Origin of the sequence: Enterobacter sp. Y17, from assembly GCF_019730495.1 — a bacterium.
Classification (GTDB): Bacteria; Pseudomonadota; Gammaproteobacteria; order Enterobacterales; family Enterobacteriaceae; genus Enterobacter; species Enterobacter asburiae_B.
In genome coordinates this window covers 1,810,628-1,831,328 of record NZ_JAASKP010000001.1, presented here as the reverse complement: position 1 = coordinate 1,831,328, position 20,701 = coordinate 1,810,628, and the positions used below count along the sequence as shown (strand labels likewise).

The 20,701-nt window shown below is 59.8% G+C and carries 27 protein-coding genes and 1 riboswitch; of the genes, 13 read left to right on the top strand and 14 right to left on the bottom strand.

Annotation, left to right across the window (positions count from 1 at the left end):
* Positions 1-4: 4 nt before the first annotated feature.
* Genes HCH49_RS08620 through hpxK form a run of 5 tightly spaced genes read left to right on the top strand, consistent with a single transcriptional unit; the run spans position 5 to position 4,525 of the window.
* Positions 5-670 (top strand): amino acid ABC transporter permease, encoded by a 666-nt coding sequence (locus tag HCH49_RS08620; RefSeq protein WP_116340808.1) that lies wholly within the window; start codon positions 5-7, stop codon positions 668-670.
* Complete coding sequence (locus HCH49_RS08615) at positions 670-1,326, top strand: amino acid ABC transporter permease (protein WP_071884868.1); 657 nt, start codon at positions 670-672, stop codon at positions 1,324-1,326. Before HCH49_RS08620 ends, HCH49_RS08615 begins: the two co-directional genes overlap by 1 nt.
* Positions 1,307-2,044 (top strand): amino acid ABC transporter ATP-binding protein, encoded by a 738-nt coding sequence (locus HCH49_RS08610; RefSeq protein ID WP_221702524.1) that lies wholly within the window; start codon positions 1,307-1,309, stop codon positions 2,042-2,044. The genes HCH49_RS08615 and HCH49_RS08610 overlap by 20 nt, the downstream gene beginning before the upstream one ends.
* A 13-nt stretch (positions 2,045-2,057) precedes the next feature.
* Positions 2,058-3,299 carry a pyridoxal-phosphate-dependent aminotransferase family protein gene (locus HCH49_RS08605; protein WP_087822309.1) on the top strand — a complete coding sequence of 414 codons (1,242 nt, stop codon included), beginning with the start codon at positions 2,058-2,060 and terminating at the stop codon, positions 3,297-3,299.
* Positions 3,296-4,525 (top strand): allantoate amidohydrolase, encoded by a 1,230-nt coding sequence (gene hpxK / locus HCH49_RS08600; protein ID WP_221702523.1) that lies wholly within the window; start codon positions 3,296-3,298, stop codon positions 4,523-4,525. The genes HCH49_RS08605 and hpxK overlap by 4 nt, the downstream gene beginning before the upstream one ends.
* 84 nt (positions 4,526-4,609) lie before the next feature.
* Here the strand turns inward: hpxK and HCH49_RS08595 are convergent, their stop codons facing one another.
* On the bottom strand, positions 4,610-5,611 hold the full coding sequence (locus HCH49_RS08595; protein ID WP_029741838.1) for a magnesium transporter: 1,002 nt from the start codon (positions 5,609-5,611) through the stop codon (positions 4,610-4,612).
* Between the two features lie 60 nt (positions 5,612-5,671).
* Positions 5,672-5,841, bottom strand: a riboswitch (M-box (ykoK) riboswitch).
* A 159-nt stretch (positions 5,842-6,000) separates the two neighbouring features.
* On the opposite strand from HCH49_RS08595, the gene HCH49_RS08590 reads away from it, so the two are divergent.
* On the top strand, positions 6,001-6,504 hold the full coding sequence (locus HCH49_RS08590; protein WP_167818236.1) for a DedA family protein: 504 nt from the start codon (positions 6,001-6,003) through the stop codon (positions 6,502-6,504).
* Position 6,505: 1 nt separating this feature from the next.
* Here HCH49_RS08590 and HCH49_RS08585 read toward each other — a convergent pair whose 3' ends face one another.
* Positions 6,506-7,255, bottom strand: a complete 750-nt coding sequence (locus tag HCH49_RS08585) for an SDR family oxidoreductase (RefSeq protein ID WP_029741836.1) — start codon at positions 7,253-7,255, stop codon at positions 6,506-6,508.
* Positions 7,256-7,355: 100 nt separating this feature from the next.
* On the opposite strand from HCH49_RS08585, the gene HCH49_RS08580 reads away from it, so the two are divergent.
* Positions 7,356-7,715, top strand: a complete 360-nt coding sequence (locus HCH49_RS08580) for a helix-turn-helix domain-containing protein (protein ID WP_221702522.1) — start codon at positions 7,356-7,358, stop codon at positions 7,713-7,715.
* Between the two features lies 1 nt (position 7,716).
* Here the strand turns inward: HCH49_RS08580 and HCH49_RS08575 are convergent, their stop codons facing one another.
* Together HCH49_RS08575 and HCH49_RS08570 are read right to left on the bottom strand one after the other, a co-directional pair.
* Positions 7,717-8,511 carry an SDR family oxidoreductase gene (locus HCH49_RS08575; RefSeq protein WP_033145158.1) on the bottom strand — a complete coding sequence of 265 codons (795 nt, stop codon included), beginning with the start codon at positions 8,509-8,511 and terminating at the stop codon, positions 7,717-7,719.
* 125 nt (positions 8,512-8,636) lie between these two features.
* On the bottom strand, positions 8,637-9,080 hold the full coding sequence (locus HCH49_RS08570) for a winged helix-turn-helix transcriptional regulator (protein ID WP_032658095.1): 444 nt from the start codon (positions 9,078-9,080) through the stop codon (positions 8,637-8,639).
* Positions 9,081-9,232: 152 nt separating this feature from the next.
* Between HCH49_RS08570 and agp the strand changes: the two genes are divergently transcribed.
* A complete protein-coding gene (agp, locus tag HCH49_RS08565; RefSeq protein WP_221702521.1) occupies positions 9,233-10,474 on the top strand; it encodes a bifunctional glucose-1-phosphatase/inositol phosphatase in 1,242 nt (413 codons plus the stop codon).
* A 33-nt stretch (positions 10,475-10,507) separates the two neighbouring features.
* On the opposite strand, the gene HCH49_RS08560 is transcribed toward agp, so the two are convergent.
* The gene (locus tag HCH49_RS08560; protein WP_033145160.1) at positions 10,508-10,735 is read right to left on the bottom strand and encodes a YccJ family protein; all 228 of its coding nucleotides are present in this window, start codon (positions 10,733-10,735) and stop codon (positions 10,508-10,510) included.
* Between the two features lie 20 nt (positions 10,736-10,755).
* Complete coding sequence (gene wrbA, locus HCH49_RS08555; RefSeq protein ID WP_023311076.1) at positions 10,756-11,352, bottom strand: NAD(P)H:quinone oxidoreductase; 597 nt, start codon at positions 11,350-11,352, stop codon at positions 10,756-10,758.
* Between the two features lie 390 nt (positions 11,353-11,742).
* Between wrbA and HCH49_RS08550 the strand changes: the two genes are divergently transcribed.
* From HCH49_RS08550 to HCH49_RS08535, 4 genes are all read left to right on the top strand, one after another.
* The gene (locus HCH49_RS08550; RefSeq protein WP_023311077.1) at positions 11,743-11,913 is read left to right on the top strand and encodes a general stress protein; all 171 of its coding nucleotides are present in this window, start codon (positions 11,743-11,745) and stop codon (positions 11,911-11,913) included.
* Positions 11,914-12,030: 117 nt separating this feature from the next.
* Positions 12,031-12,948 carry a DMT family transporter gene (locus HCH49_RS08545; protein WP_045354558.1) on the top strand — a complete coding sequence of 306 codons (918 nt, stop codon included), beginning with the start codon at positions 12,031-12,033 and terminating at the stop codon, positions 12,946-12,948.
* Between the two features lie 61 nt (positions 12,949-13,009).
* Complete coding sequence (locus HCH49_RS08540) at positions 13,010-13,279, top strand: DUF1778 domain-containing protein (RefSeq protein ID WP_023311079.1); 270 nt, start codon at positions 13,010-13,012, stop codon at positions 13,277-13,279.
* A 27-nt stretch (positions 13,280-13,306) separates the two neighbouring features.
* Entirely contained in the window at positions 13,307-13,807 is a 501-nt protein-coding gene (locus HCH49_RS08535; protein WP_221702896.1) for a GNAT family N-acetyltransferase, read from the top strand.
* Positions 13,808-13,880: 73 nt separating this feature from the next.
* Here the strand turns inward: HCH49_RS08535 and rutG are convergent, their stop codons facing one another.
* From rutG to rutA, 7 genes are read right to left on the bottom strand one after another with little or no spacing between them, the layout of a single operon-like run.
* Positions 13,881-15,203 (bottom strand): pyrimidine utilization transport protein G, encoded by a 1,323-nt coding sequence (gene rutG, locus HCH49_RS08530; RefSeq protein ID WP_221702520.1) that lies wholly within the window; start codon positions 15,201-15,203, stop codon positions 13,881-13,883.
* A gap of 21 nt (positions 15,204-15,224) precedes the next feature.
* On the bottom strand, positions 15,225-15,719 hold the full coding sequence (gene rutF, locus HCH49_RS08525) for an NADH-dependent FMN reductase RutF (RefSeq protein ID WP_069302622.1): 495 nt from the start codon (positions 15,717-15,719) through the stop codon (positions 15,225-15,227).
* 9 nt (positions 15,720-15,728) lie between these two features.
* Positions 15,729-16,319 (bottom strand): malonic semialdehyde reductase, encoded by a 591-nt coding sequence (locus HCH49_RS08520; protein ID WP_033145164.1) that lies wholly within the window; start codon positions 16,317-16,319, stop codon positions 15,729-15,731.
* Positions 16,320-16,328: 9 nt separating this feature from the next.
* Positions 16,329-17,129, bottom strand: coding sequence for a pyrimidine utilization protein D (gene rutD / locus HCH49_RS08515; protein ID WP_221702519.1), 801 nt, complete (start codon positions 17,127-17,129; stop codon positions 16,329-16,331).
* 7 nt (positions 17,130-17,136) lie between these two features.
* A complete protein-coding gene (rutC, locus tag HCH49_RS08510; RefSeq protein WP_033145166.1) occupies positions 17,137-17,523 on the bottom strand; it encodes a pyrimidine utilization protein C in 387 nt (128 codons plus the stop codon).
* Positions 17,524-17,534: 11 nt separating this feature from the next.
* On the bottom strand, positions 17,535-18,224 hold the full coding sequence (gene rutB, locus HCH49_RS08505; RefSeq protein WP_033145167.1) for a pyrimidine utilization protein B: 690 nt from the start codon (positions 18,222-18,224) through the stop codon (positions 17,535-17,537).
* Positions 18,224-19,315 (bottom strand): pyrimidine utilization protein A, encoded by a 1,092-nt coding sequence (gene rutA, locus HCH49_RS08500; protein ID WP_214538285.1) that lies wholly within the window; start codon positions 19,313-19,315, stop codon positions 18,224-18,226. The genes rutB and rutA overlap by 1 nt, the downstream gene beginning before the upstream one ends.
* A gap of 245 nt (positions 19,316-19,560) precedes the next feature.
* Here rutA and rutR point away from each other — a divergent pair, with 245 nt between their 5' ends.
* Positions 19,561-20,199 (top strand): HTH-type transcriptional regulator RutR, encoded by a 639-nt coding sequence (rutR, locus tag HCH49_RS08495; RefSeq protein WP_023311087.1) that lies wholly within the window; start codon positions 19,561-19,563, stop codon positions 20,197-20,199.
* A gap of 73 nt (positions 20,200-20,272) precedes the next feature.
* Here rutR and HCH49_RS08490 read toward each other — a convergent pair whose 3' ends face one another.
* Positions 20,273-20,665, bottom strand: a complete 393-nt coding sequence (locus HCH49_RS08490) for a lysozyme inhibitor LprI family protein (protein WP_047061885.1) — start codon at positions 20,663-20,665, stop codon at positions 20,273-20,275.
* Between the last annotated feature and the right edge of the window lie 36 nt (positions 20,666-20,701).

Genomic DNA, 20,701 nt, shown 5'->3' with positions numbered 1-20,701 from the left:
GCCGATGACTGAGCAACTTGATTTTTCCGCGCTCTGGCCGCACTGGCCGGAGCTGCTGGCGGGGCTGTGGGTCACTATTCAGCTGACGGTGATGGCGACCGTCGGCGGCCTGGCGATAGGGATTTTCGGGGCGGCGATCCGCAGCGGACGCACCACCTGGTACAGCCGGATCTGGGGCGCGTACGTGGAGATCATCCGCAACACGCCGTTTGTGGTGCAGCTGTTTTTCATCGTCTTCGGCCTGCCGAATCTTGGGCTGAAGATGACGGCGGGGGAAGCGGCGCTGCTGGCCATGGTGGTGAACCTGGGCGCCTACAGCACCGAGATTATCCGCGCGGGCATTCAGGTCACGCCGAAAGGGCAGTGGGAGGCCGGACGCGTGCTGGGGCTGACCCGCCTGCAGACCTTTATCCGCGTGGTGCTGCCGCCCGCGCTGCAGCGCATTTACCCGGCGCTGGTGAGCCAGTGCATCATCGTGATGCTCGGCTCGTCGGTGGTGTCGCAGGTCTCGTATGAAGAGCTGACCTTCGCCGCCAACCTGATCCAGTCCAGAACGTTTCTGAGCTTTGAGGTTTATCTGGTGACAACCGGGATTTACTTAGCGCTGTCGATTACCCTGCGCCAGCTGATGATGGCGGCGGGACGCAAATGGCTGGGGGTGCAGGCATGATGACCACCTTTACTGACTGGGACATTATTCGCAACCTGCTGCTGGCCGGACGCTGGACGGTGCTGCTGTCGCTGGTGGCGTTTGTCGGCGGGGCGGCGGTGACGCTGCCGCTCCTGCTGCTGCGCCTGACGGGCGGGCGCACGGTCAGGCGCATCATCCGCGGCTATATTGAGCTGTTTCAGGGCACGCCGCTGCTGATGCAGCTGTTCCTGGCCTTCTTCGGCGTTGCGCTGTTCGGCATCGACGTCTCGCCGTGGACCGCCGCCTCGCTGGCGCTCACCTTCTACACCAGCGCGTTTCTGCTCGACATCTGGTTTGGCAGTATTCGCGCCTTGCCAAAAGGGCAGTGGGAAGCGTCGCGCTGTCTGGGGCTGACCTTCGGCCAGACCCTGTTTCGCGTCGTCGCCCCGCAGGCGCTGCGCATCGGTATCGCCCCGACGGTCGGCTTTGCCGTGCAGGTGATCAAGGGCACCGCTCTGGCGTCGATTATCGGTTTTATCGAGCTGACCAAGGCCGGGACCATGCTGACCAACGTGACGTATCAGCCGTTTAAGGTTTTTGCGCTGGTGGCGCTCGGCTACTTTATTCTGTGTTATCCGCTGTCGCGCTACAGCCGCTATCTGGAGACGAAATTCAATGCCTCTCATCACCATTAATCAGGTGCAGAAGTACTACGGCGATAACCACGTGCTCAAGGGCGTCGATCTGGATATCGACATGGGCCAGGTGATCTCCATTATCGGGCGCAGCGGATCGGGCAAAAGCACGCTGCTGCGCTGCATCAACGGCCTGGAAGGCTATCAGGACGGCAGCATCAAGCTGGGCGGCATGACCATTACCGACCGGGATTCTCAGGCGCGCGAAATCAGCCGCTCGGTCGGGATGGTGTTCCAGAGCTTCAACCTGTTTCCGCACATGACGGCGCTGGAAAACGTGATGCTCGCCCCGCGTCGGGTGCTGAAGAAAAGCGCCGCCGAATGCCGCGAGCTGGCGCAGCAGATGCTGGAGAAAGTGGGCTTAGGCGATCGTCTGGATTACTACCCGTCGAGCCTCTCCGGCGGCCAGCAGCAGCGCGTGGCGATTGCCCGCGCGCTGGCGATGTCGCCGAAAGTTTTACTCTGCGACGAGATCACCTCCGCGCTCGACCCGGAGCTGGTGGGCGAAGTGCTCAAGGTGCTGGAGCAGCTGGCGGCCGAGGGGATAACGCTCATACTGGTTACCCATGAAATGAATTTTGCCCGCGAAGTGGGCGACCGCGTGGTGTTTATGCACCAGGGGAAAGTCTGGGAGCAGGGCGACAGCAAAACGCTGTTCGCCAACCCGCAGACCACGGAACTGAAGCAGTTCATCTCCTCCGTGCGCGGCCTCAACTGATAAGGACTTAACAATGGATATCGCACGCTTTCCGCAAATCAACCCGCCCCAGCGCCTGCTGATGGGGCCGGGCCCGATCAACGCCGACCCGCGCGTGCTGCGCGCCATGTCGAGCCAGCTGATCGGCCAGTACGATCCGGCCATGACCCACTACATGAACGAGGTGATGGCGCTCTATCGCGGGGTGTTCCGCACCGAGAACCGCTGGACGATGCTGGTGGACGGCACTTCCCGCGCGGGGATTGAAGCCATTCTGGTCTCCGCCATTCGCCCGGGAGATAAGGTGCTGGTGCCGGTCTTTGGCCGCTTTGGTCATCTGCTGTGCGAAATTGCCCGCCGCTGCCGCGCGGAAGTACATACCATCGAGGTGCCGTGGGGCGAGGTGTTTACCCCGGATCAGGTGGAGGATGCGATTAAGCGTGTTCGTCCGCGCCTGCTGCTGACCGTGCAGGGCGATACCTCCACCACCATGCTGCAGCCCCTCGCCGAGCTTGGCGCCATCTGCCGCCGCTACGACGTGCTGTTTTATACCGACGCCACCGCGTCGCTCGGCGGCAACGCGCTGGAAACCGACGCCTGGGGACTGGATGCGGTATCGGCCGGGATGCAGAAGTGCCTCGGCGGCCCGTCGGGCACCTCGCCGATCACCCTGAGCGCGCGCATGGAGGAGGCGATCCGCCGCCGCAAATGCGTTGAGGAGGGCATCCGCACCGACGCCCACCGCGACGGCGACGAGGAGATGATCTACTCCAACTATTTCGATCTCGGCATGGTGATGGATTACTGGGGCCCGGAGCGCCTTAACCACCATACCGAAGCCACCACCGCGCTGTTTGGCGCCCGCGAGTGCGCGCGTCTGATCCTGCAGGAAGGGCTGGATAACGGCATCGCGCGCCATAAGCTGCACGGCGATGCGCTGCTGAAGGGCATTCAGGCGATGGGGCTGGAGACCTTCGGCGACCTGAAGCACAAGATGAACAACGTGCTGGGCGTGGTTATCCCGCAGGGCGTCAACGGCGACCAGGTGCGTAAGCTGATGCTGGAGGATTTCGGGATTGAAATCGGCACCTCGTTTGGCCCGCTGCACGGCAAAGTGTGGCGCATTGGCACCATGGGCTACAACGCGCGCAAGGACTGCGTGATGACCACCCTGAGCGCGCTGGAGTCGGTGCTGAACTACCTGAAATTCAACACCACGCAGGGTGCCGCCATGCAGGCCGCGTGGGACCACTATCGTCGCGAGACGCCGCAATGAGCCCGGCGGCAGAACGGGTGATGGCCCGCGCCGACGCGCTGGCCGCCATCAGCGAAACCCCGGATGCGCTGACGAGGGTTTATCTCTCCACCCAGCATCTGCAGGCCAACCAGCTGGTGGGGCAGTGGATGAGCCAGGCGGGAATGACCGTCTGGCAGGACAGCGTGGGCAACATCTGTGGACGCTATGAGGGCGCGCAGGAAGGGGCGCAGGCGGTGCTGCTCGGCTCGCATCTCGATACCGTGCGCAATGCCGGGCGCTACGACGGCATGCTCGGCGTGCTTGCCGCCATTGAGGTAGTGGACAGCCTGCACCAGCAGGGGGTGCATCTGGCCCAGGCCATCGAGATTGTCGGCTTTTGCGACGAAGAGGGAACCCGCTTCGGCATTACGCTGTTAGGCAGCCGGGGGCTGACGGGCACCTGGCCGCAGGGCTGGCTGGAAAAAGTCGACGCCAGCGGGATCAGCGTGGCGCAGGCGATGACCCTGATGGGGCTCGATCCTGCCCGCGTGCTCCATGCCGCGCGCCGTCAGGAGGATTTCAGCGCCTATCTGGAGCTGCATATTGAGCAGGGGCCGTGCCTTGAGCAGGAGGCGCTCGCCCTTGGCGTGGTGGAAGCCATTAACGGCGCGCGCCGTCTGAACTGCCGCTTTACCGGCGAGGCCGGGCATGCGGGAACCGTGCCGATGCTCCACCGCAGGGACGCGCTGGCCGCCGCCGCCGAGTGGATGGTTATCATTGAAAACGCTACCCGACAGCAGGGCGGCAACCTGGTGGCGACGGTTGGCGAGCTGCGCTGTCTGCCGGGGGCGGTGAACGTGATCCCCGGCGAGGTTCAGCTCTCGCTGGATATTCGCGGGCCGCAGGATGCGCCGCTGGATCGGTTGCTTAACGACCTGCTGGAACATGCGCAGGCGATCGCCTCGCGCCGCGGTCTGGACTTCAGCGCCGAGGAGTTTTACCGCATTGCCGCCACGCCGTGCGATATCCACCTGCAAAAGGTGCTGGGGGAGGCCGTTACATCGGTACAGAGTCGCTCGCTATCGCTGCCCAGCGGTGCGGGACACGACGCGATTGCCATCGCGGAACGCTGGCCGGTCGGCATGCTGTTTGTGCGCTGCAAAGGGGGCGTCAGCCACCATCCGGCGGAATCGGTGATGGCTGAAGATGTCGCCCTGGCGATTGAGGCGTTTGGGCGGGCGGTAAGAACGCTTGGTGCGATCTGAGTATTGCCCGGCGGCGCTACGCTTGCACGGGCCTACGGGATGGGTAGGCCGGGTAAGCGCAGCGCCACCCGGCAGGGAACTACGTTACTCCAGCCCCAGCGTATATTGCGCGATCTTGAAGTAGATAATCAGCCCGGTGCCGTCGATAAGCGTCGCGATAAACGGCGCGGAGACGACCGCCGGGTCAATGCCGCAGCGCTTGAGCACCATCGGGATCACGGACGACACAATCGCACTCCACAGCGTAATGCACACCAGCGTCAGGCTGACGATAAGCGTAATTTCCAGCCCAATCCCCATCATCCAGGCGCGAATGCACCCGGCGATACCGAGCGTGGCGGCAATCATCAGCGAGGTGGTCATCTCTTTACGCAGCACGCGGCCAACGTCGCGCAGGCGGACTTCCCCCAGCGCCATGGCGCGCACCAGCGTGGAGGTGATCTGCGTCCCGCTGTTACCGCCCGTGCCGATCAGCAGCGGAATAAAGAACGCCAGCGCGATGGCGGATTCCAGCGCCTCTTCAAAATGCTGGATCACCGAGCTGGTGTAGGCCTCCGCGACAAACAGCAGCAGCAGCCAGACGGAACGTTTCTTCCACAGGCTATACGGGCTGGTGTCCAGATAGGGCTTCTCCAGCGGCAGCGTCGCCCCCTGAAGCTGGGCGTCTTCGGTGACGTCATCTTCCAGCAGATGGGCGATTTCGCGCTCGGTCAGGCAGCCGACGAGCTTGCCGTGGGTGACCACGGGCACCACATCCGCGCCGCCGTGCGCCAGCAGTCCGGCAACGTCGGCACGTTCATCCTCCGGTTTGACCTGCAAAAACTGCGAAATCATCAGCGATTTCACCGGCTGTACCGTGTCGGCGGTCTGCAGCAATTTACGCACGGCAATCATGCCCGCCAGGCGGCCATTGTCTTCAATAAAAATATGAGACGGAATATCGTCGTCTTTTAATTTTTCGAAGAATTGTTCGCGCGCCAGCGCCACGCATAATGAAATATCGAGGACAATAAAATCGGTATTCATATATTGCGCGATCGCGCTGTCATTGAATGCCAGGTTCTGGTTGTGAATAGCGTAAGACATAGTGAATTCCCTTTGAATAATAACATCTCTCAGGGGCGAGCAAGACAGGGCATGTCGAAGAGGAGATCCCCACGTCCTGGGTTCAGCACTGTACACCGTATCCCACGAGGGAAGTTATACTGACAAAGCCTTGATTCGACAGTGCCTGTTTTACCCTGTGTCGGTTCTCTCGAACCTACCAGAGCGATAACGTGTATTTGTACAGGAGCCTCGCCATAACGAGATCGTTGTAAAACGAGAGGAATAATACGCTTATTTAAATTTACCGCTCAGGAAATTAAATAATGTTTAAGAACGGTTTAGACGATTTTTATTAATAAAATGTTGAGGGTTTATTTAAGTTAATTCATTTCTAATGGAGGATTAAATAATCAACGGAGGAGAGGATAATGGCGTGGTTTGATAATCTGCTGAATCATTTTGCGCTGTATCCGGCACATCTTTTCGCGCTGTTATTTGTGATGGCGCTGAGTAAATCGACGGTGCTGATCTCCTCCGTGCTGCCGCCCGCCTCGGTGATGCTGCTGGCGGGCATTACCGTCAGCCAGGCGAGCATGCATCCTGCGCTGGCGTGGCTGGCCGTGGTGCTAGGGGCAACGGCGGGTTCGGGGCTGAACTACCATATCGGTCAGCTGATGGGGCACACGCGATGGATGACCCGCTTCACGGCAAAGCACGCCGGTAAAATGCTGCGGGTGCAGCATCAGCTGCAGAAAAACGGGGTGCTGGTCCTGTTCACCGCGCGCTTCCTGGCGGTGCTGCGCTACATCGTGCCGCTGGCGGCGGGAATGCTCAGGCTGAATGCAGTCAAGGTCTACGCCGTCAGCCTGCTTTCCGCCTGCGCTTGGGCGGCGCTGTATGTCGGCATCGTCACCGGCATCAGCGCCTTTTGAATTACAAACTCCCCATTCCGCCGTCCACCAGCAGCTCCGTTCCCACCGTGTAGCTCGACTCGTCGGACGCCAGATAGAGCGCGGCTTTTGCCAGCTCCGTCGTCGAGCCCATTCTGCCGAGCGGCACCAGCTTGATGATCTCCGCCATCATCGCGTTAAGCGCCTCGTCGCTTAAGCCCGTTTTGGTAAACGCCGGGGTCTCCACCGGACCGGGGCTCAGGCCGTTGACGCGGATCCCGCGCGGCAGCAGCTCCGCCGACAGCGTGCGCGCCAGCGACAGCAGGGCGGCCTTGCTCGCGGCATACACGCTGCTGGTCGGCAGGCCGATACGCGCGCTCACGGAGCCGCAGAGGATCACCGACGACGGGTTATTCAGCAGCGGCAGCAGCGCCTGAATTAAAAAGAACGGCCCCTTCAGGTTGATGCCCATCAGGCGGTCCCAGGCATCCTCCTGCCAGGCTTCCAGCGGCGCGTGCGTCACGTCACCGGCGTTGAGAAACACCGCGTCCAGGCGTGGCCAGCGGGCGGCGAGGGTTTCCGCCAGCGCTTTTTGCGAGGCGATATCTCCCGCATCGGTCGGGATCACCCAGGCCTTATCGCCAAGAATACGTTCTGCTTCGGCGAGGGTGTCCGGGTTGCGTCCGGTCACGGCGACGCGCGCGCCTTCGGCGATAAACGCCTGCGCGGTGGCAAGACCGATGCCGCTGGTGCCGCCGGTAATCAGCGTATATTTATCTGTTAAACGACCCATGTTCTTCTCCTGAAATGTCTCTGGAGAAAGCACTATAGAAACGTTAGTATCGAAAGGAAACCAGGTACCAAATGGATACTAAAGAGGCAAGAGGTGTGCTATGGCAGAAATGCTGGAGGTGTGCTGTGAAAAAAAATCTGAGGCGTATACCTGCCCGATGACGAAGTTTGTGAACCTGATATCCGGTAAGTGGGCGATCCCCATTCTCTACCGCCTGATTGTCTTTAATACGCCCGTTCGCTTTGGCGATCTGCTGCGGGCGGCCACACCCATCACTCAGAAAGAATTGACCAAGCAGCTGCGCCTGTTTGAGCAGCGCGGGCTGGTGACGCGGACGGTCTACCCGGAGATCCCGCCGCGCGTGGAGTATCAGATCACCGCGCTGGGGTTAACCCTGCAGGACGCACTCTCCCCGCTGGCCGCCTGGATGAGCGAGTACGGCGACCAGCTTGAGCGTTAGGCTACTGTTTTGCGTAGCGCGGTGCCGGAATGCCGGTGCGTGCGCTATTAAACAGCTCAAGACGCGCCGCTTCGTAGCGATCCCACAGGCCGGCGTCATGCATCGGCGGGATGGTGATCGGTTCACCCTGATCCAGACCCGCCAGCGATGCATCCACCATATCGTCGGTGGTCATCACCGATCCTTCCGGCAGATCGTTTACCGTGACGCCCGAATGGCTCCAGATTTCCGTCGCCGTGGCGGCGGGCAGCACGGCCTGAATGCGCACGCTGCTGTCGGCAAATTCTTCCTGTAACCCACGGGTAAAGCTCAACACCCACGCCTTGGTGGCGCTGTAGAGCGCGCTGCCCGCCCGGACGTGCAGGGCCAGCACGGACGCGATATTGATCAGCGTGCCGCGATTGTTCTGCGCCAGGCGGGGCAGGATGGCGTAGGTCAGACGCATCAGCGCCGTGGTGTTCAGGGTGTTAATGGCCTGATGCTGCGCCACATCGCCCGCGAGGAACGGCGCCATCTGCGCGGTGCCCGCGTTGTTAATGAGCGTATCAATGGCGGTATTGCTGCGCAGTGCCTCTTCCACGGCGCGGATCCCGGCTTCATCGGTAAGATCGGCCACCAGAATATCGACGGCCACGCCGTAGCGCGCGCGAAGGTCGGCGGCAAGGGTGTTCAGGCGATCTTCGCGACGGGCGACCAGCACCAGGTTAGCGCCGCGCGCTGCAAGGCGATCGGCATAAACAGCACCAATTCCGGAAGAGGCGCCCGTAATCAGGGCGGTGGTGATTTGCGTAGTCATCGTGTGTTACCTCAGGGCAAAGTGGGTTATTTGGTTTCAAGATGAAACTGAATAAACTCTCTGTCATTTGGTTTTATAATGCAACTATATTTGCGAGCATTTTGTGCTGTTGCCGTCGGGAACGATCAGGATGGGAGTTTTGCCACGATCTCTTCAGGCGTCAGTTCGCGGCCATCGTCGGCGATAAGCGCCAGTTTGCGCAGGGGTTTGCGCTGTTCGGTATCGACCAGCACGGTGCCGCATTCGTTATCCGCAAACAAAAATTCATTGCCCCACTGGGAGAGGGCAACCAGCACCGTTTGCAGGGCACGCCCTTTATCGGTCAGGACATACTCCTGCCAGGCGCTGCCGTCGGACGCGGGCTGAAGCCGGAGGATGCCTTCGTCGACCAGCAGTTTCAGCCGCGTGGTCAGCATGTTTTTCGCGATGCCGAGGCTTTTCTGGAACTCGCCGAAGCGCTTAATCCCGCGCAGCGCGTCGCGCACAATCAGCAGCGACCACCAGTCGCCGATGATATCCAGCGAACGGGCGACGGGGCAGGTGCTCTCTTCGAGGCGGGTACGTTTCACGGTCAATTCTCCGGTGGGGTGTGGTTTTATTATAAAACTTATTGGCACACACCGTAAGCACGTTAATCATCAGTTTGAGAAATGCTTCCCGGAAAATTGTCACCAATCTGTCACACTGAACGCGACATTTTAAAACGAGTGAGGAATTAGGGATGAGAAAAGCACTACTCGCGCTGGCAGTCGCCGGTTCCATTTCAGCAACGTTTGGCGTGCAGGCGCAAGAGACGCCGGAAGGGTATCAGCTGGAGCAAGTTTTAATCATGAGCCGTCATAACCTGCGCGCGCCGCTCGCCAATAACGGCAGCGTGCTGGAGCAGTCCACGCCGAAGCAGTGGCCGGAGTGGGAGGTGCCGGGCGGTCAGCTCACCACCAAGGGCGGCGTGCTGGAAGTCTATATGGGCCATTACATGCGCGAGTGGCTGGCGCAGCAGGGGATGGTGAAGACGGGAGAATGCCCAGCGGCGGATAGCGTTTATGCTTACGCCAACAGCCTGCAGCGTACCGTCGCCACCGCGCAGTTCTTCATCACCGGTGCGTTCCCGGGCTGCGACGTTCCCGTGCACCATCAGGAAAAAATGGGCACCATGGATCCGACCTTTAATCCGGTGATTACCGATAACTCGCCGGAATTTCGCGAAAAAGCGCTCAAGGCGATGGAGTCCGAGCGGCAGAAAATGCAGCTGGGCGAAAGCTATAAGCTGCTTGAGCAGATGACGAACTACGCGGATTCCCCGTCCTGCAAAGAGAAAAAGGTCTGCTCGCTGGCTGACGCGAAAGATACCTTCAGCGCCGACTATGAAAAAGAGCCTGGCGTATCCGGGCCGCTGAAGGTGGGTAACTCGCTGGTGGACGCGTTCACGCTGCAGTATTACGAAGGCTTCCCGGCCGACCAGGTGGCCTGGGGCGAAATCAAAACCGACCAGCAGTGGCGCGTGCTGTCGAAGCTGAAGAACGGCTATCAGGACTCGCTGTTTACCTCCACCGAAGTGGCGCAAAACGTGGCGAAGCCGCTGGTGAAGTACATTGATAAAACGCTGGTTACCGAGCAGGCAAAAGCGCCGAAAATCACCCTGCTGGTGGGGCATGACTCGAACATTGCTTCCCTGCTGACGGCCCTGGATTTCAAACCGTATCAGCTGCACGACCAGCAGGAGCGCACCCCAATTGGCGGCAAGATTGTCTTCCAGCGCTGGCATGACAAAAACGCCAATCAGGAGCTGATGAAAATTGAGTATGTCTACCAGAGCTCAGAGCAGCTGCGTAACGCCAGCGTCCTGTCGCTGCAGTCGCCCGCGCAGCGCGTGACGCTGGAGCTGAAAGGCTGCCCGGTGGATGCGAACGGCTTCTGTCCTGTCGATAAATTCAATGCGGTGATGAATAACGCGGCGAAGTAAAAGAGAACCCCCCGCTGCGGCGGGGGGAAACGCTTAGACGTTTTTACGTTCGATGGTTTGCTCGCCCCAGTAGAGCGAGTCTTTATCCGTTTTTTCGAAGGCGCGCACCAGCACCTCATCGTTACCTTCCTCCCAAATCTGCTCGGCCAGCTTTTCATCGTACTTCGCGACTTCAAAGATAGCTTCGGCAATCTCCGGAGAGGTGTTGCGTAAACTTGCCCATTCGCCCACGTGGTGAGCTTTGGATTCTTGAGTTGGCATGCTTGTCCTCCTGTTGGGTGTTAGCCGTTCAGTTTTTTGGCCAGACCCGCGACGTATTCACCCTGATAGCGGGCGATAGACAGTTCTTCATTGCTTGGCTGACGTGAGCCATCCCCACCGGCAATGGTGGTTGCGCCGTACGGCGTACCGCCACGCACCTGGGAAATGTCAAACAGCTCCTGGGCGCCGTAGCCAATCGGCACAATCACCATCCCGTGATGAGCAAGGGTAGTCCAGGTTGAGGTAATCGTCTGCTCCTGACCGCCGCCGGTGCCGGTAGAGCTGAATACGCTGGCGAGTTTGCCGTAAAGCGCCCCGGATGCCCAAAGTCCGCCGGTTTGATCGAGGAAGGTGCGCATCTGGCCCGACATATTGCCGAAGCGGGTCGGGGTGCCGAAGATGATGGCATCATAGTCCGCCAGCTCCTGCGGGGTGGCGACCGGGGCGTTTTGCGTTTTCCCCCCGGCTTTCAGGAAGGCTTCCGCCTGCATGGTTTCCGGTACGCGTTTCACCACAACCTCAACGCCATCAACCCTGTTCGCACCTTCTGCTACCGCGTGAGCCATGGTTTCAATGTGTCCATACATGGAATAATAGAGCACCAGAACTTTTGCCATTTTGCATCACTCCTCGTTGGTTTTTCTGACAGCGGATCGCTGCGTTCTTTTAAAGATATGCCATCACAGCCAGACTGCAAAAATGAACGGCATTTCTTTGATTTATAACAATATGGTTACAAAAAGGCTTTGTAGCAAAATGAAACAACTTTTTGGCAGCATATTTTTGAAATGATAAGAAAGGTTTATGAATCGCCGCCGCGTCATCTCACCCGAAAGGCTGAGTTCATGTTGCAGAATATTACCTGCGGCTTGCCGGATAGCGGCATTCCACTAAGCTTAGTTTCACGCGGCACAGATAAAGGCACTGTCCTTGTGTTGCGAGGTGAAAGAATCCTCTTTTACTGAATGCAATATGATGTCTAATGTTTCACATTCTGGAGGTTAGAGATGGCAAACCATCGTGGTGGTTCAGGTAATTTCGCAGAAGATCGTGAAAGAGCATCAGAAGCAGGCCGTAAAGGTGGCCAGCATAGCGGGGGCAATTTCAAGAATGACCCGCAACGCGCATCTGAAGCTGGCAAGAAAGGGGGGAAAAACAGCCACGGCAGCAGTAAGTAACACGCCGGGTTGAACCCCTGCCGCCGGGATCTCCCGGCGGTTTTTTTATTTCTGCAACATTGAACTGTAACCAAAGGCAACGCACACTAGGGAATTGATCTTAACCGCGAGTGCCGCATGTCTGTTTCACGCTTCAAATTCTCCGTTAAACCGCAGGAAGCCATCCTGATTCTCATCACCATGTTCTGGGGCGGGACGTTTCTGGCCGTTCAGTACGCGGTGACCCTCAGCGATCCGTTCTTTTTTGTTGGCCTGCGCTTTGCGACGGCGGCGCTTGCCGTGGGGCTGATTTCGCTTAAAACGCTGCGGGGGCTGACGCTGAAAGAACTTAAGGCCGGCGTGGCGATTGGGGTGGCGATAGCGATGGGCTACAGCCTGCAGACATGGGGATTGCAGACCATCTCCAGCAGTAAATCCGCGTTTATCACCGCCATGTATGTGCCGCTGGTGCCGCTGCTGCAGTGGCTGTGCCTGGGGCGGCTGCCGGGGCTGATGTCCTGTATTGGCATCGTGCTGGCGTTTATCGGCCTGATCTTACTGGCCGGGCCGGAAAACAACCTGCTTGCGCTGGGGCCGGGCGAAATCATCACCCTGATAGGGGCGATTGCCATTGCGGCGGAAATTATTCTGATTAGCGCCTGGGCGGGCAAGGTCGACGTCAAGCGGGTAACGGTGGTGCAGCTCGCCACGGCGTCGCTGGTGGCGTTTGCGACGATGGTGCCGGCAGGCGAGTCCGTGCCGCCGATGTCCACCGGCCTGGTGGTGGTCGCACTGGGGCTGGGTATTTTCAGCGCCATTATTCAGGTCACCATGAACTGGGCGCAGCGCAGCGTATCGCCAACCCGCGCGACGGTGATTTATACCGGTGAACCGGTCTGGGCGGGGATTTTCGGACGCATTGCAGGTGAGCGTTTGCCGCTTCTGGCGCTGGTGGGAGCGGCATTTATTGTCGCCGGGGTGCTGGTGAGCGAGTTAAAGCTCAGAAAACGTCGGGGTGAGGTCAGGGATTTGACTGCAAAAGAAGGTTTAGATTGAAAAAATGGACAGGCTTATTTACGATGTGTACGGATAAATACCGTACACGGTGATGTAAACCATGCCAGCACTTAAAAAACAGCGTATCGATCTTCGCTTAACGGACGAAGACAAAACAATGATTGAAGAAGCGGCGGCGATGACGAACCAAACGATCACCCAGTTTATGGTGAACAGTGCGTCAGAGCGTGCTGCAGAGGTCATCGAGCAGCACCGTCGTCTCGTATTAAACGAAGCATCATGGACTGCGGTGATGGATGCCATCGACAATCCGCCTGAGCCAAATGAACGCCTGAAACGAGCAGCAAAACGGCTTCGAAACATGGAGTGAAGCGCCGTGGAGAATCTCACGATCGAAATGTTATCAGAGGGAACCGATTATGACTTCGAGTATTTTGATTGTGGCGAACCCTCGCTAAATGCCTTCCTTGCTGAACATCTGGTGCGTCAGCACAATGGGCGTATTTTACGAGCCTACCTGCTTAAAGAGCGCGATCGTCCGCGTGTACTGGGTTATTACACGTTATCGGGAAGCTGTTTTGAAAGAGCGATGCTTCCTTCTAAGACTCAGCAGCGCCGGATCCCTTATATCAACGTACCCAGCGTGACGCTGGGACGTCTGGCTGTAGATAAAACCCTACAGGGAAACGAGTGGGGAACAACGCTCGTTGCGCATGCTATGCGCGTTGTCTACCTGGCTTCACAGGCTGTGGGGGTACACGGAATATTTGTTGATGCCCTTAACGAGCGGGCAAAACGATTTTATCTGAAGCAGGGTTTTATCCCGATGACAGCTGAAAACAGCCATTCTTTGTTCTTCCCTACAAAATCTATCGAACGGCTGTTTGAGCAAGAGTGATTGCTTTACTACCTGTTGTTCTGAAGGAATGTACACGTCGGGTGAGGCCTGGCCGTCACCCGACATGGTGATTTCACGAATCCTGATGCACTACGGCGCCCTGCGGCGCGGCGGCCATCCGGCGGCTCAGCAGGGCGTTAAGCAGAATTGCCCCAAAGGTCGCCGTGCCAATCCCGCCAATCGTAAACCCGCCCAGCGTCAGGGCAAAATCGCCTGCGCCCAGCACCAGCGTGACCGCCACCATAATCAGGTTGCCGTTCTGGCTGAGATCGACGCGATGCTGTACCCAGATGCGCGCGCCGGCCACGGCGATCAGCCCAAACACCACAATCGATGCCCCGCCGATGACCGGGGACGGAATGGTGTGGATCAGCGCGCCGAACTTCGGTGAGAAGCCGAGCAGCATCGCCATCACCGCCGCCGCCACGAAGACCAGCGTCGAGTAGACCTTGGTCACCGCCATCACGCCGATATTTTCGGCATAGGTGGTGACGCCGCTGCCGCCTACGGAACCGGAGAGCATGGTCGCCAGCCCGTCACCGACGAACGCGCGGCCCATGTACGGATCCATGCTGCGCCCGGTCATTCCCGCAACCGCCTTCAGGTGGCCTAAGTTCTCCGCCACCAGGATCACCGCCACCGGTGCGATAAGCATCATCGCCTGGGTGTTAAAGGTGGGCGAGGTCACCTTCGGCAGGCCGAACCAGGCGGCCTGGTGGAGCAGCGTAAAGTCAACCGGCTTGCCCAGACCGAAAATGTTGGCCAGCAGGGCGTAGACCAGGCAAGCCACGATGAGTCCGACCAAAATCAGCAGCCGCTGAATCATGCCGCGCGTGAACACCGCCACCAGACCGATGCACAGCACCGTGATCACCGCCATCCAGCTTTCAAACGGCGAGGCGGAGACGCTTCTGACCGCAATCGGCGCGAGGTTGAGGCCTATCGCCATTACCACGGCGCCCGTCACGACGGGAGGCATCATTCGCTCTATCCAGCGCGTGCCGATTTTCATCACTACCAGACCAATCAGGGTGTACACCAGGCCGCAGGCGATGATGCCGCCGAGGGCCACGCTCAGGTTGGGGTTGATCCCCTGGCCGTTAAACCCGGTAGTGGCGATGACGACGCCGACAAAGGCGGCGCTGGATCCGAGATAGCTGGGCACGCGCCCGCCGGTGACGAAAAAGAACAGCAGCGTGCCGATACCCGACATCAGAATAGACAGGTTGGGATCGAGTCCCATCAGCATCGGCATCAGCACCGTGGCGCCAAACATGGCGACCGCGTGCTGAACGCCCATCACCATCGTCTGCCCGAGCGGGAGATGTTCATCCGGCGCGACCACGCCTGCTTCTGTGGAGGTCGATTTCAACTGCCAGTGGGGAAATCCGAACATGGTCTGTCTCCTTAAGGCGGGTTAACAGGCGGGTCGCATAAGCGCGTGGTAGCCGCGGTCAAACCACACCAGCCCTTGCGGCGCGGGGTGGCGAATAATCGAAATAATGTCGCAAAACAGAATGTCGTGGGTGCCGACGCTCACCACCTGGTTGATGCGGCAGTCAAACGAGGCCAGCGCATCTTCCAGGCGCGGACAGCCCGTGTCGCCCGTCTGCCAGCGGGCGGCGGCAAAGCGTTCTGCCATCGGCGTTTTCCCGCCAAACAGGTTAGATAAAGGCTCCTGTCCGGCGCTCAGGGTATTCACGCAAAGGGTGCGGTTTTCGCTAAAGGTTGGCCAGACGGACGCGCCGCGGTTCAGGCACACCAGCAGGGTGGGCGGTGAATCCGTGACGCTGCACACCGCGCTGGCGGTGAAGCCTGCCATCCCCGCCGGGCCGTCGGTGGTGATGATGTTGACCGCCGCGCCAACGCAGGCCATGGCGTCGCGAAAGGTTTGTTTATCCGGTGATGTCATCATCGCTCCTTACGCCAGCCCGCAGGCGTCGTCAAAGTCCAGGCGCGGCAGGCGCCCGTAAAGTTTGCGGGTATCGCCATAGCCTATGTTGATCAGCAGATTGCTTTTAAGCGTCGTGCCGGTGAAAAAGGCTTCGTCGACCTTTTGGCGGTCAAATCCCGACATCGGGCCGGTGTCCAGCCCCAGGGCGCGACAGGCGAAAATCAGGTAAGCGGCCTGCATTGAGCTGTTGCGAAAGGCAGTCTCTTCCGCATGCGCGGGGCTGGTGGTGAACCAGCTCTTTGCATCGCCGTGCGGGAACAGCTCGGGCAGGCGCTCGTAGAATTCACCGTCCCAGGCAATAATCGCCGTGACCGGAGCGGTGAGCGTTTTCTCGAGGTTACCGCTGGAGAGCGCCGGGCGCAGCTTCTCTTTTCCCTCCGCGCTTCGCACAAACACAATCCGTGCCGGGGAGCAATTGGCGGACGTGGGCCCCCATTTCATCAGGTTGTAGATTTCGCGCAGCGTTTCGTCGCTGACGGGCATATCCTGCCAGCCGTTATGGGTGCGCGCGCCGGTGAACAGCGTTTCCAGCGCGGCGGGGGTAATGGCTTCGCTCATTAAAGCTCCTTATAAAGCGGGTTCCGGGCTGTGCAGCAGGCTGGCAAGCCCGTTCAGCAGCAGGGTGTTGAAGGTATCCGGCTCGGTGACGTTGCAGGCATGCCCGCCCTGGCGCATCACCACGCTGCGGCTGTGCGGGATCGCCGCCTGCAGTTCCGACGAGCAGACTGAGGGCACCAGCATGTCGTCGGCAGAACAGACGATCTGTACCGGGCAGCGAATGCGCGCCGCATGGCGGCTGAAGTCGGCCTTTTTCAGGGCGCTGAGCCTGTGCAGCAGGTTGGTTTTACCCTGGAAATGGGCCAGCGCCAGCGCTTCTTCGGCCTCCAGACGGGGCGCGCGGGCGGCCATCCAGTCCGCCGGGTAGAGAAACAGCGGCTGCGCCTCGACCCACGCCTGTGCGCCGCCGTAATGCAGCAGGCGCTCGCGGATCTGAAAGCAGCGGCGGGTGTGGGCGTTGAGGGTCAACCAGCCGTTGACGCACACCAGCGCGGTGAGGGCGTCGGGCCTGTCGAGGGCCAGCTGCAGGCCGACCAGCGCCCCCAGCGCGTGACCCACGACGCTGTAGCGGGCAATCCCGGCTTCAGCCAGCGCCTGGGCCAGCTCGTCCGCCATCTGCGCAAGGCTGTACCCTTCCGGCAGGGTGGCGGGGTTATTGCCCGTTCCCCGCTGGTCATAGCACACCACCTGATACTCCGGCTCCAGCGCGGCCAGCTGGGGCAGCCAGTAGCTGCCGCTGCCGCCGAGACCGGAAATAAAGACCACCACGGGCGCGCCCTCGTACGGGGGCGGCGAGACGGAAAGTTTCATACCTGCCTCACTTCGCGATGTGCGCAACGGTGGCGATCTCAACCAGCGCCTCTGGCTTCACCAGCCCGCACTGAATGCAGAACCGCGCCGGTTTATCGCCGGGGAAGAACTCGGCGTAAATCTCGTTAATCGCGGCGTAGTTTTTCCAGTCGGTGATAAAGATGCTGTTGAAGGTCACGTCCTCCATCGTGCCACCCGCCGTTTCGATCACGGTTTTGATCGTCTCCAGCACGTGGCGGGTTTGCGCCTTTGGGTCGTTGATAAACACCACGTTGTTGTCTTTATCAAACGGCAGCGTGCCGGAGACATACACCACGCCGTCGGCGAGGATGCCGGGAACAAACGGGGCAATCGGCGTGCTGGTGCCCGGCGGAATAATCACGGATTTTGGCATCAGGCGTCTCCTCAGGCGATACGGGCAAGCGGGGGAGTCAGGGCGTCGCAGAAATCATTGACGTTACTGACCCAGCCAAAAAAGGTTTCGATGTTGAACAGGGCCGCTTTCTGGGCGAATTCCGGCCCGGCCTGGTGGGTCGCGTCTTCCAGCACCACGCCAAAATACTCGAGGAAAAAGCCGTCGCGCAGGGTCGACTCCACGCAGACGTTGGTGGCGATGCCGGTGAACACCAGATGACGAATGCCCCGGCTGCGCAGCAGGCTGTCGAGCGGGGTGTTGAAAAAGCCGCTGTAGCGCGGTTTGGGCAGAACAATATCGCCCGCCTGCGGTACCAGCTCATCCACCAGCTGATAGTCCCAGCCGCCTTTCGCCAGCAGCTTGCCCTGCAGTTCGGGCCGTTTACGCATGGTTTTCAGGGCGTTCGACTTGTGGAAGTTGGGCGAGCCGGGGCCGCCGGCCTCGACGTACTGGTCATCCCAGCCGTTCTGGAACCAGATGATGAGCATGCCCGCGGCGCGCGCGGCGGCGACGGCAGTTTTAATGTTCTCGATCACCGGCCGGGTGGCGGAGACGTCGAACCCCGCCAGATCCAGATAACCGCCCTGGCTGGCGTAGGCGTTTTGCATGTCCACCACGATCAGCGCGCTCTGCTGCGGCGCGAAGGTGATGGCTTCCGGGCGTGCGTTAAGGGTCGTCATTACGCCACCTCCTTCGTGACGGCAGGGATGTGGGCGCGGCACTGCATCAGCGGCTGGATGCGCTCGCCGAAGGTCTCCACGCCGGTGAGGAAATCGTCGAAGGTCAGCAGAACGCCTTCCGCCCCGGGCACGGCCGCCACTTCGTCCAGCATTCTGGCGACGCTGGCGTACGAGCCGACCAGCGTGCCCATGTTGATATTGACGGCGGAGGTAGGGTCAGCCATCTGGCGAACGTTGGTATCTGCCCCGGAGCGGGTATCTTTCTGGCTCTGTTCGGTGAGCCAGCTTAGGGCCTCCTCGTCGGCGCCGTCCTTATAGCGCTCCCATTTCGCGCGCGCGCCGTCGTCGGTTTCGTCGGCAATGACCATAAACAGCACGTAGGAGCCCACGTCGCGCCTGGTCCTGTCGGCGGCCTCTTTCATCCGCGCGGCGGTCGGGGCGAAGGCGGCAGGCGTGTTCACGCCTTTGCCGAAGCAGAAGTTGAAGTCGGCGTATTTGGCGGAGAATTCCATCCCCGCGTCGCTCTGCCCGGCGCAAATCACCTTCATCGGCACCGACGGCTGCGGGCTGACGCGGCAGTCGTTCATGGTGAAGAAATCGCCCTTGAAATCGCTTTTTCCGGTACCCCACAGATCGCGCAGCACCTGCACGTATTCGGTCAGGTAGTCGTAGCGACGCGAGAAGTACTCGTCACCCGGCCAGAGCCCCATCTGCTCGTACTCCGGTTTTTGCCAGCCGGTGACCAGGTTGACGCCAAAACGCCCGCCGGAGATGGAGTCGATGGTGGAGGCCATGCGCGCGACGATCGCCGGGGGCAGGGTGAGCGTGGCGGCGGTGGCGTAGATTTGGATCCGCGAGGTGACCGCGGCCAGCCCGGCCATCAGGGTAAAGGACTCCAGGTTGTGGTCCCAGAATTCGGTTTTTCCGCCAAAGCCGCGCAGCTTGATCATCGAAAGCGCAAAGTCGAAATGGTAATGCTCTGCTTTCTGCACGATGGCTTTATTGAGCTCAAAGGTCGGCTTGTATTGCGGTGCAGTGGTCGAGATAAGCCAGCCGTTGTTGCCGATGGGTACAAATACGCCAATTTTCATCACGAACCTCTCTTCATTACGTCGCAGGTGTATCGGTGTTTTTGCAAAGGCGGTGCCAGTTTTGAAAATGGCTGTGTTATTAATGTGTTAATCAGAAGTTGGTGGATTGATGCGGCTAAATGTGGACTAACTGGTCAAAAACATTGCACAGAAAACAGGCATTCATGCGCGATCGGAGTGCAGGATGTCGTGGCGAGTCGGGGGTTTTGCTATGCTGAGGGCAACGCAGAATAAGGAGAGCGGGAATGACACAAGGCGCAGTGAAAACTCCAGGTAAACGTTCGCAGGCGGTGAGCGCCAAGAAGCAGGCGATCCTCAGCGCGGCGCTGGAGACTTTTTCGCAGTTTGGTATTCACGGCACGCGCCTGGAGCAGGTGGCGGAGCAGTCCGGCGTATCCAAAACCAATCTGCTTTACTATTACCCGTCGAAAGAGGCGCTCTATGTGGCGGTGATGCAGCAGATCCTCGATATCTGGCTGGCGCCCCTCAAAGCGTTCCGCGCGGAGCTGGCCCCGCTGGTGGCGATCAAAGAGTACATTCGCCTGAAGCTGGAGGTGTCGCGCGATTACCCGCAGGCGTCGCGACTGTTTTGTCTTGAGATGCTGCAGGGCGCGCCGCTGCTGCAGGCGGAATTAACCGGAGATTTAAAGCAGCTGGTGGACGATAAGTCGGCCATTATTGCCGGATGGGTCGCCAGCGGAAAACTGGCCCCGGTCGACCCGCATCATCTGATCTTTATGATCTGGGCCTCCACCCAGCATTACGCTGACTTTGCGGCCCAGGTTGAGGCGGTGACCGGTAAAACGCTCCAGGACGAGGCGTTTTTCCACAGCACCCTGGAAAACGTGCAGCGGATGATTATCGAAGGGATCCGCCTGCGCTAGTTCCCCCTCACCCCAGCCCTCTCCCTCAAGGGGGAGGGGGCCGTCCGCGCAGGTATTATTTTGTGGGGATCCCTCAGCCCGGCGGGAGAGGGCAGCTTAAGTCGCCCTCTTCACACTGCATCAGCGAGGCCAGAAACGCTTCGCGCTCCACGGTTTTTTCCGCCAGGCACTGGTTAACAATCATTGGCTGGACGCTCCCGCCTTCCGTCCCCGAACCGATAAACGCGCAGTCCGCATCGCGCAGGGTAATCCACGCCTGCTGCGCTTTTTTCAGCAGGTCGCGCTGAGGAGCTGCCGCGCGTTTGATGGCGGCCTGATACGTCTGGTTGAGTTTTTTATCGGCAGTCTGGTACTGCTGCGCGCTACAGGTATTCAGTTCAAGCTGGGTGGTCGCTTTGTCGCACTCGTCGGCCAGCGCGCTGGCGCTCAGCAGCAGTGCCGCACTGGCGATAAGATATCGTTTCATATACTCCCCAATAAAATAAGGCTCCGTCTCCGGAGC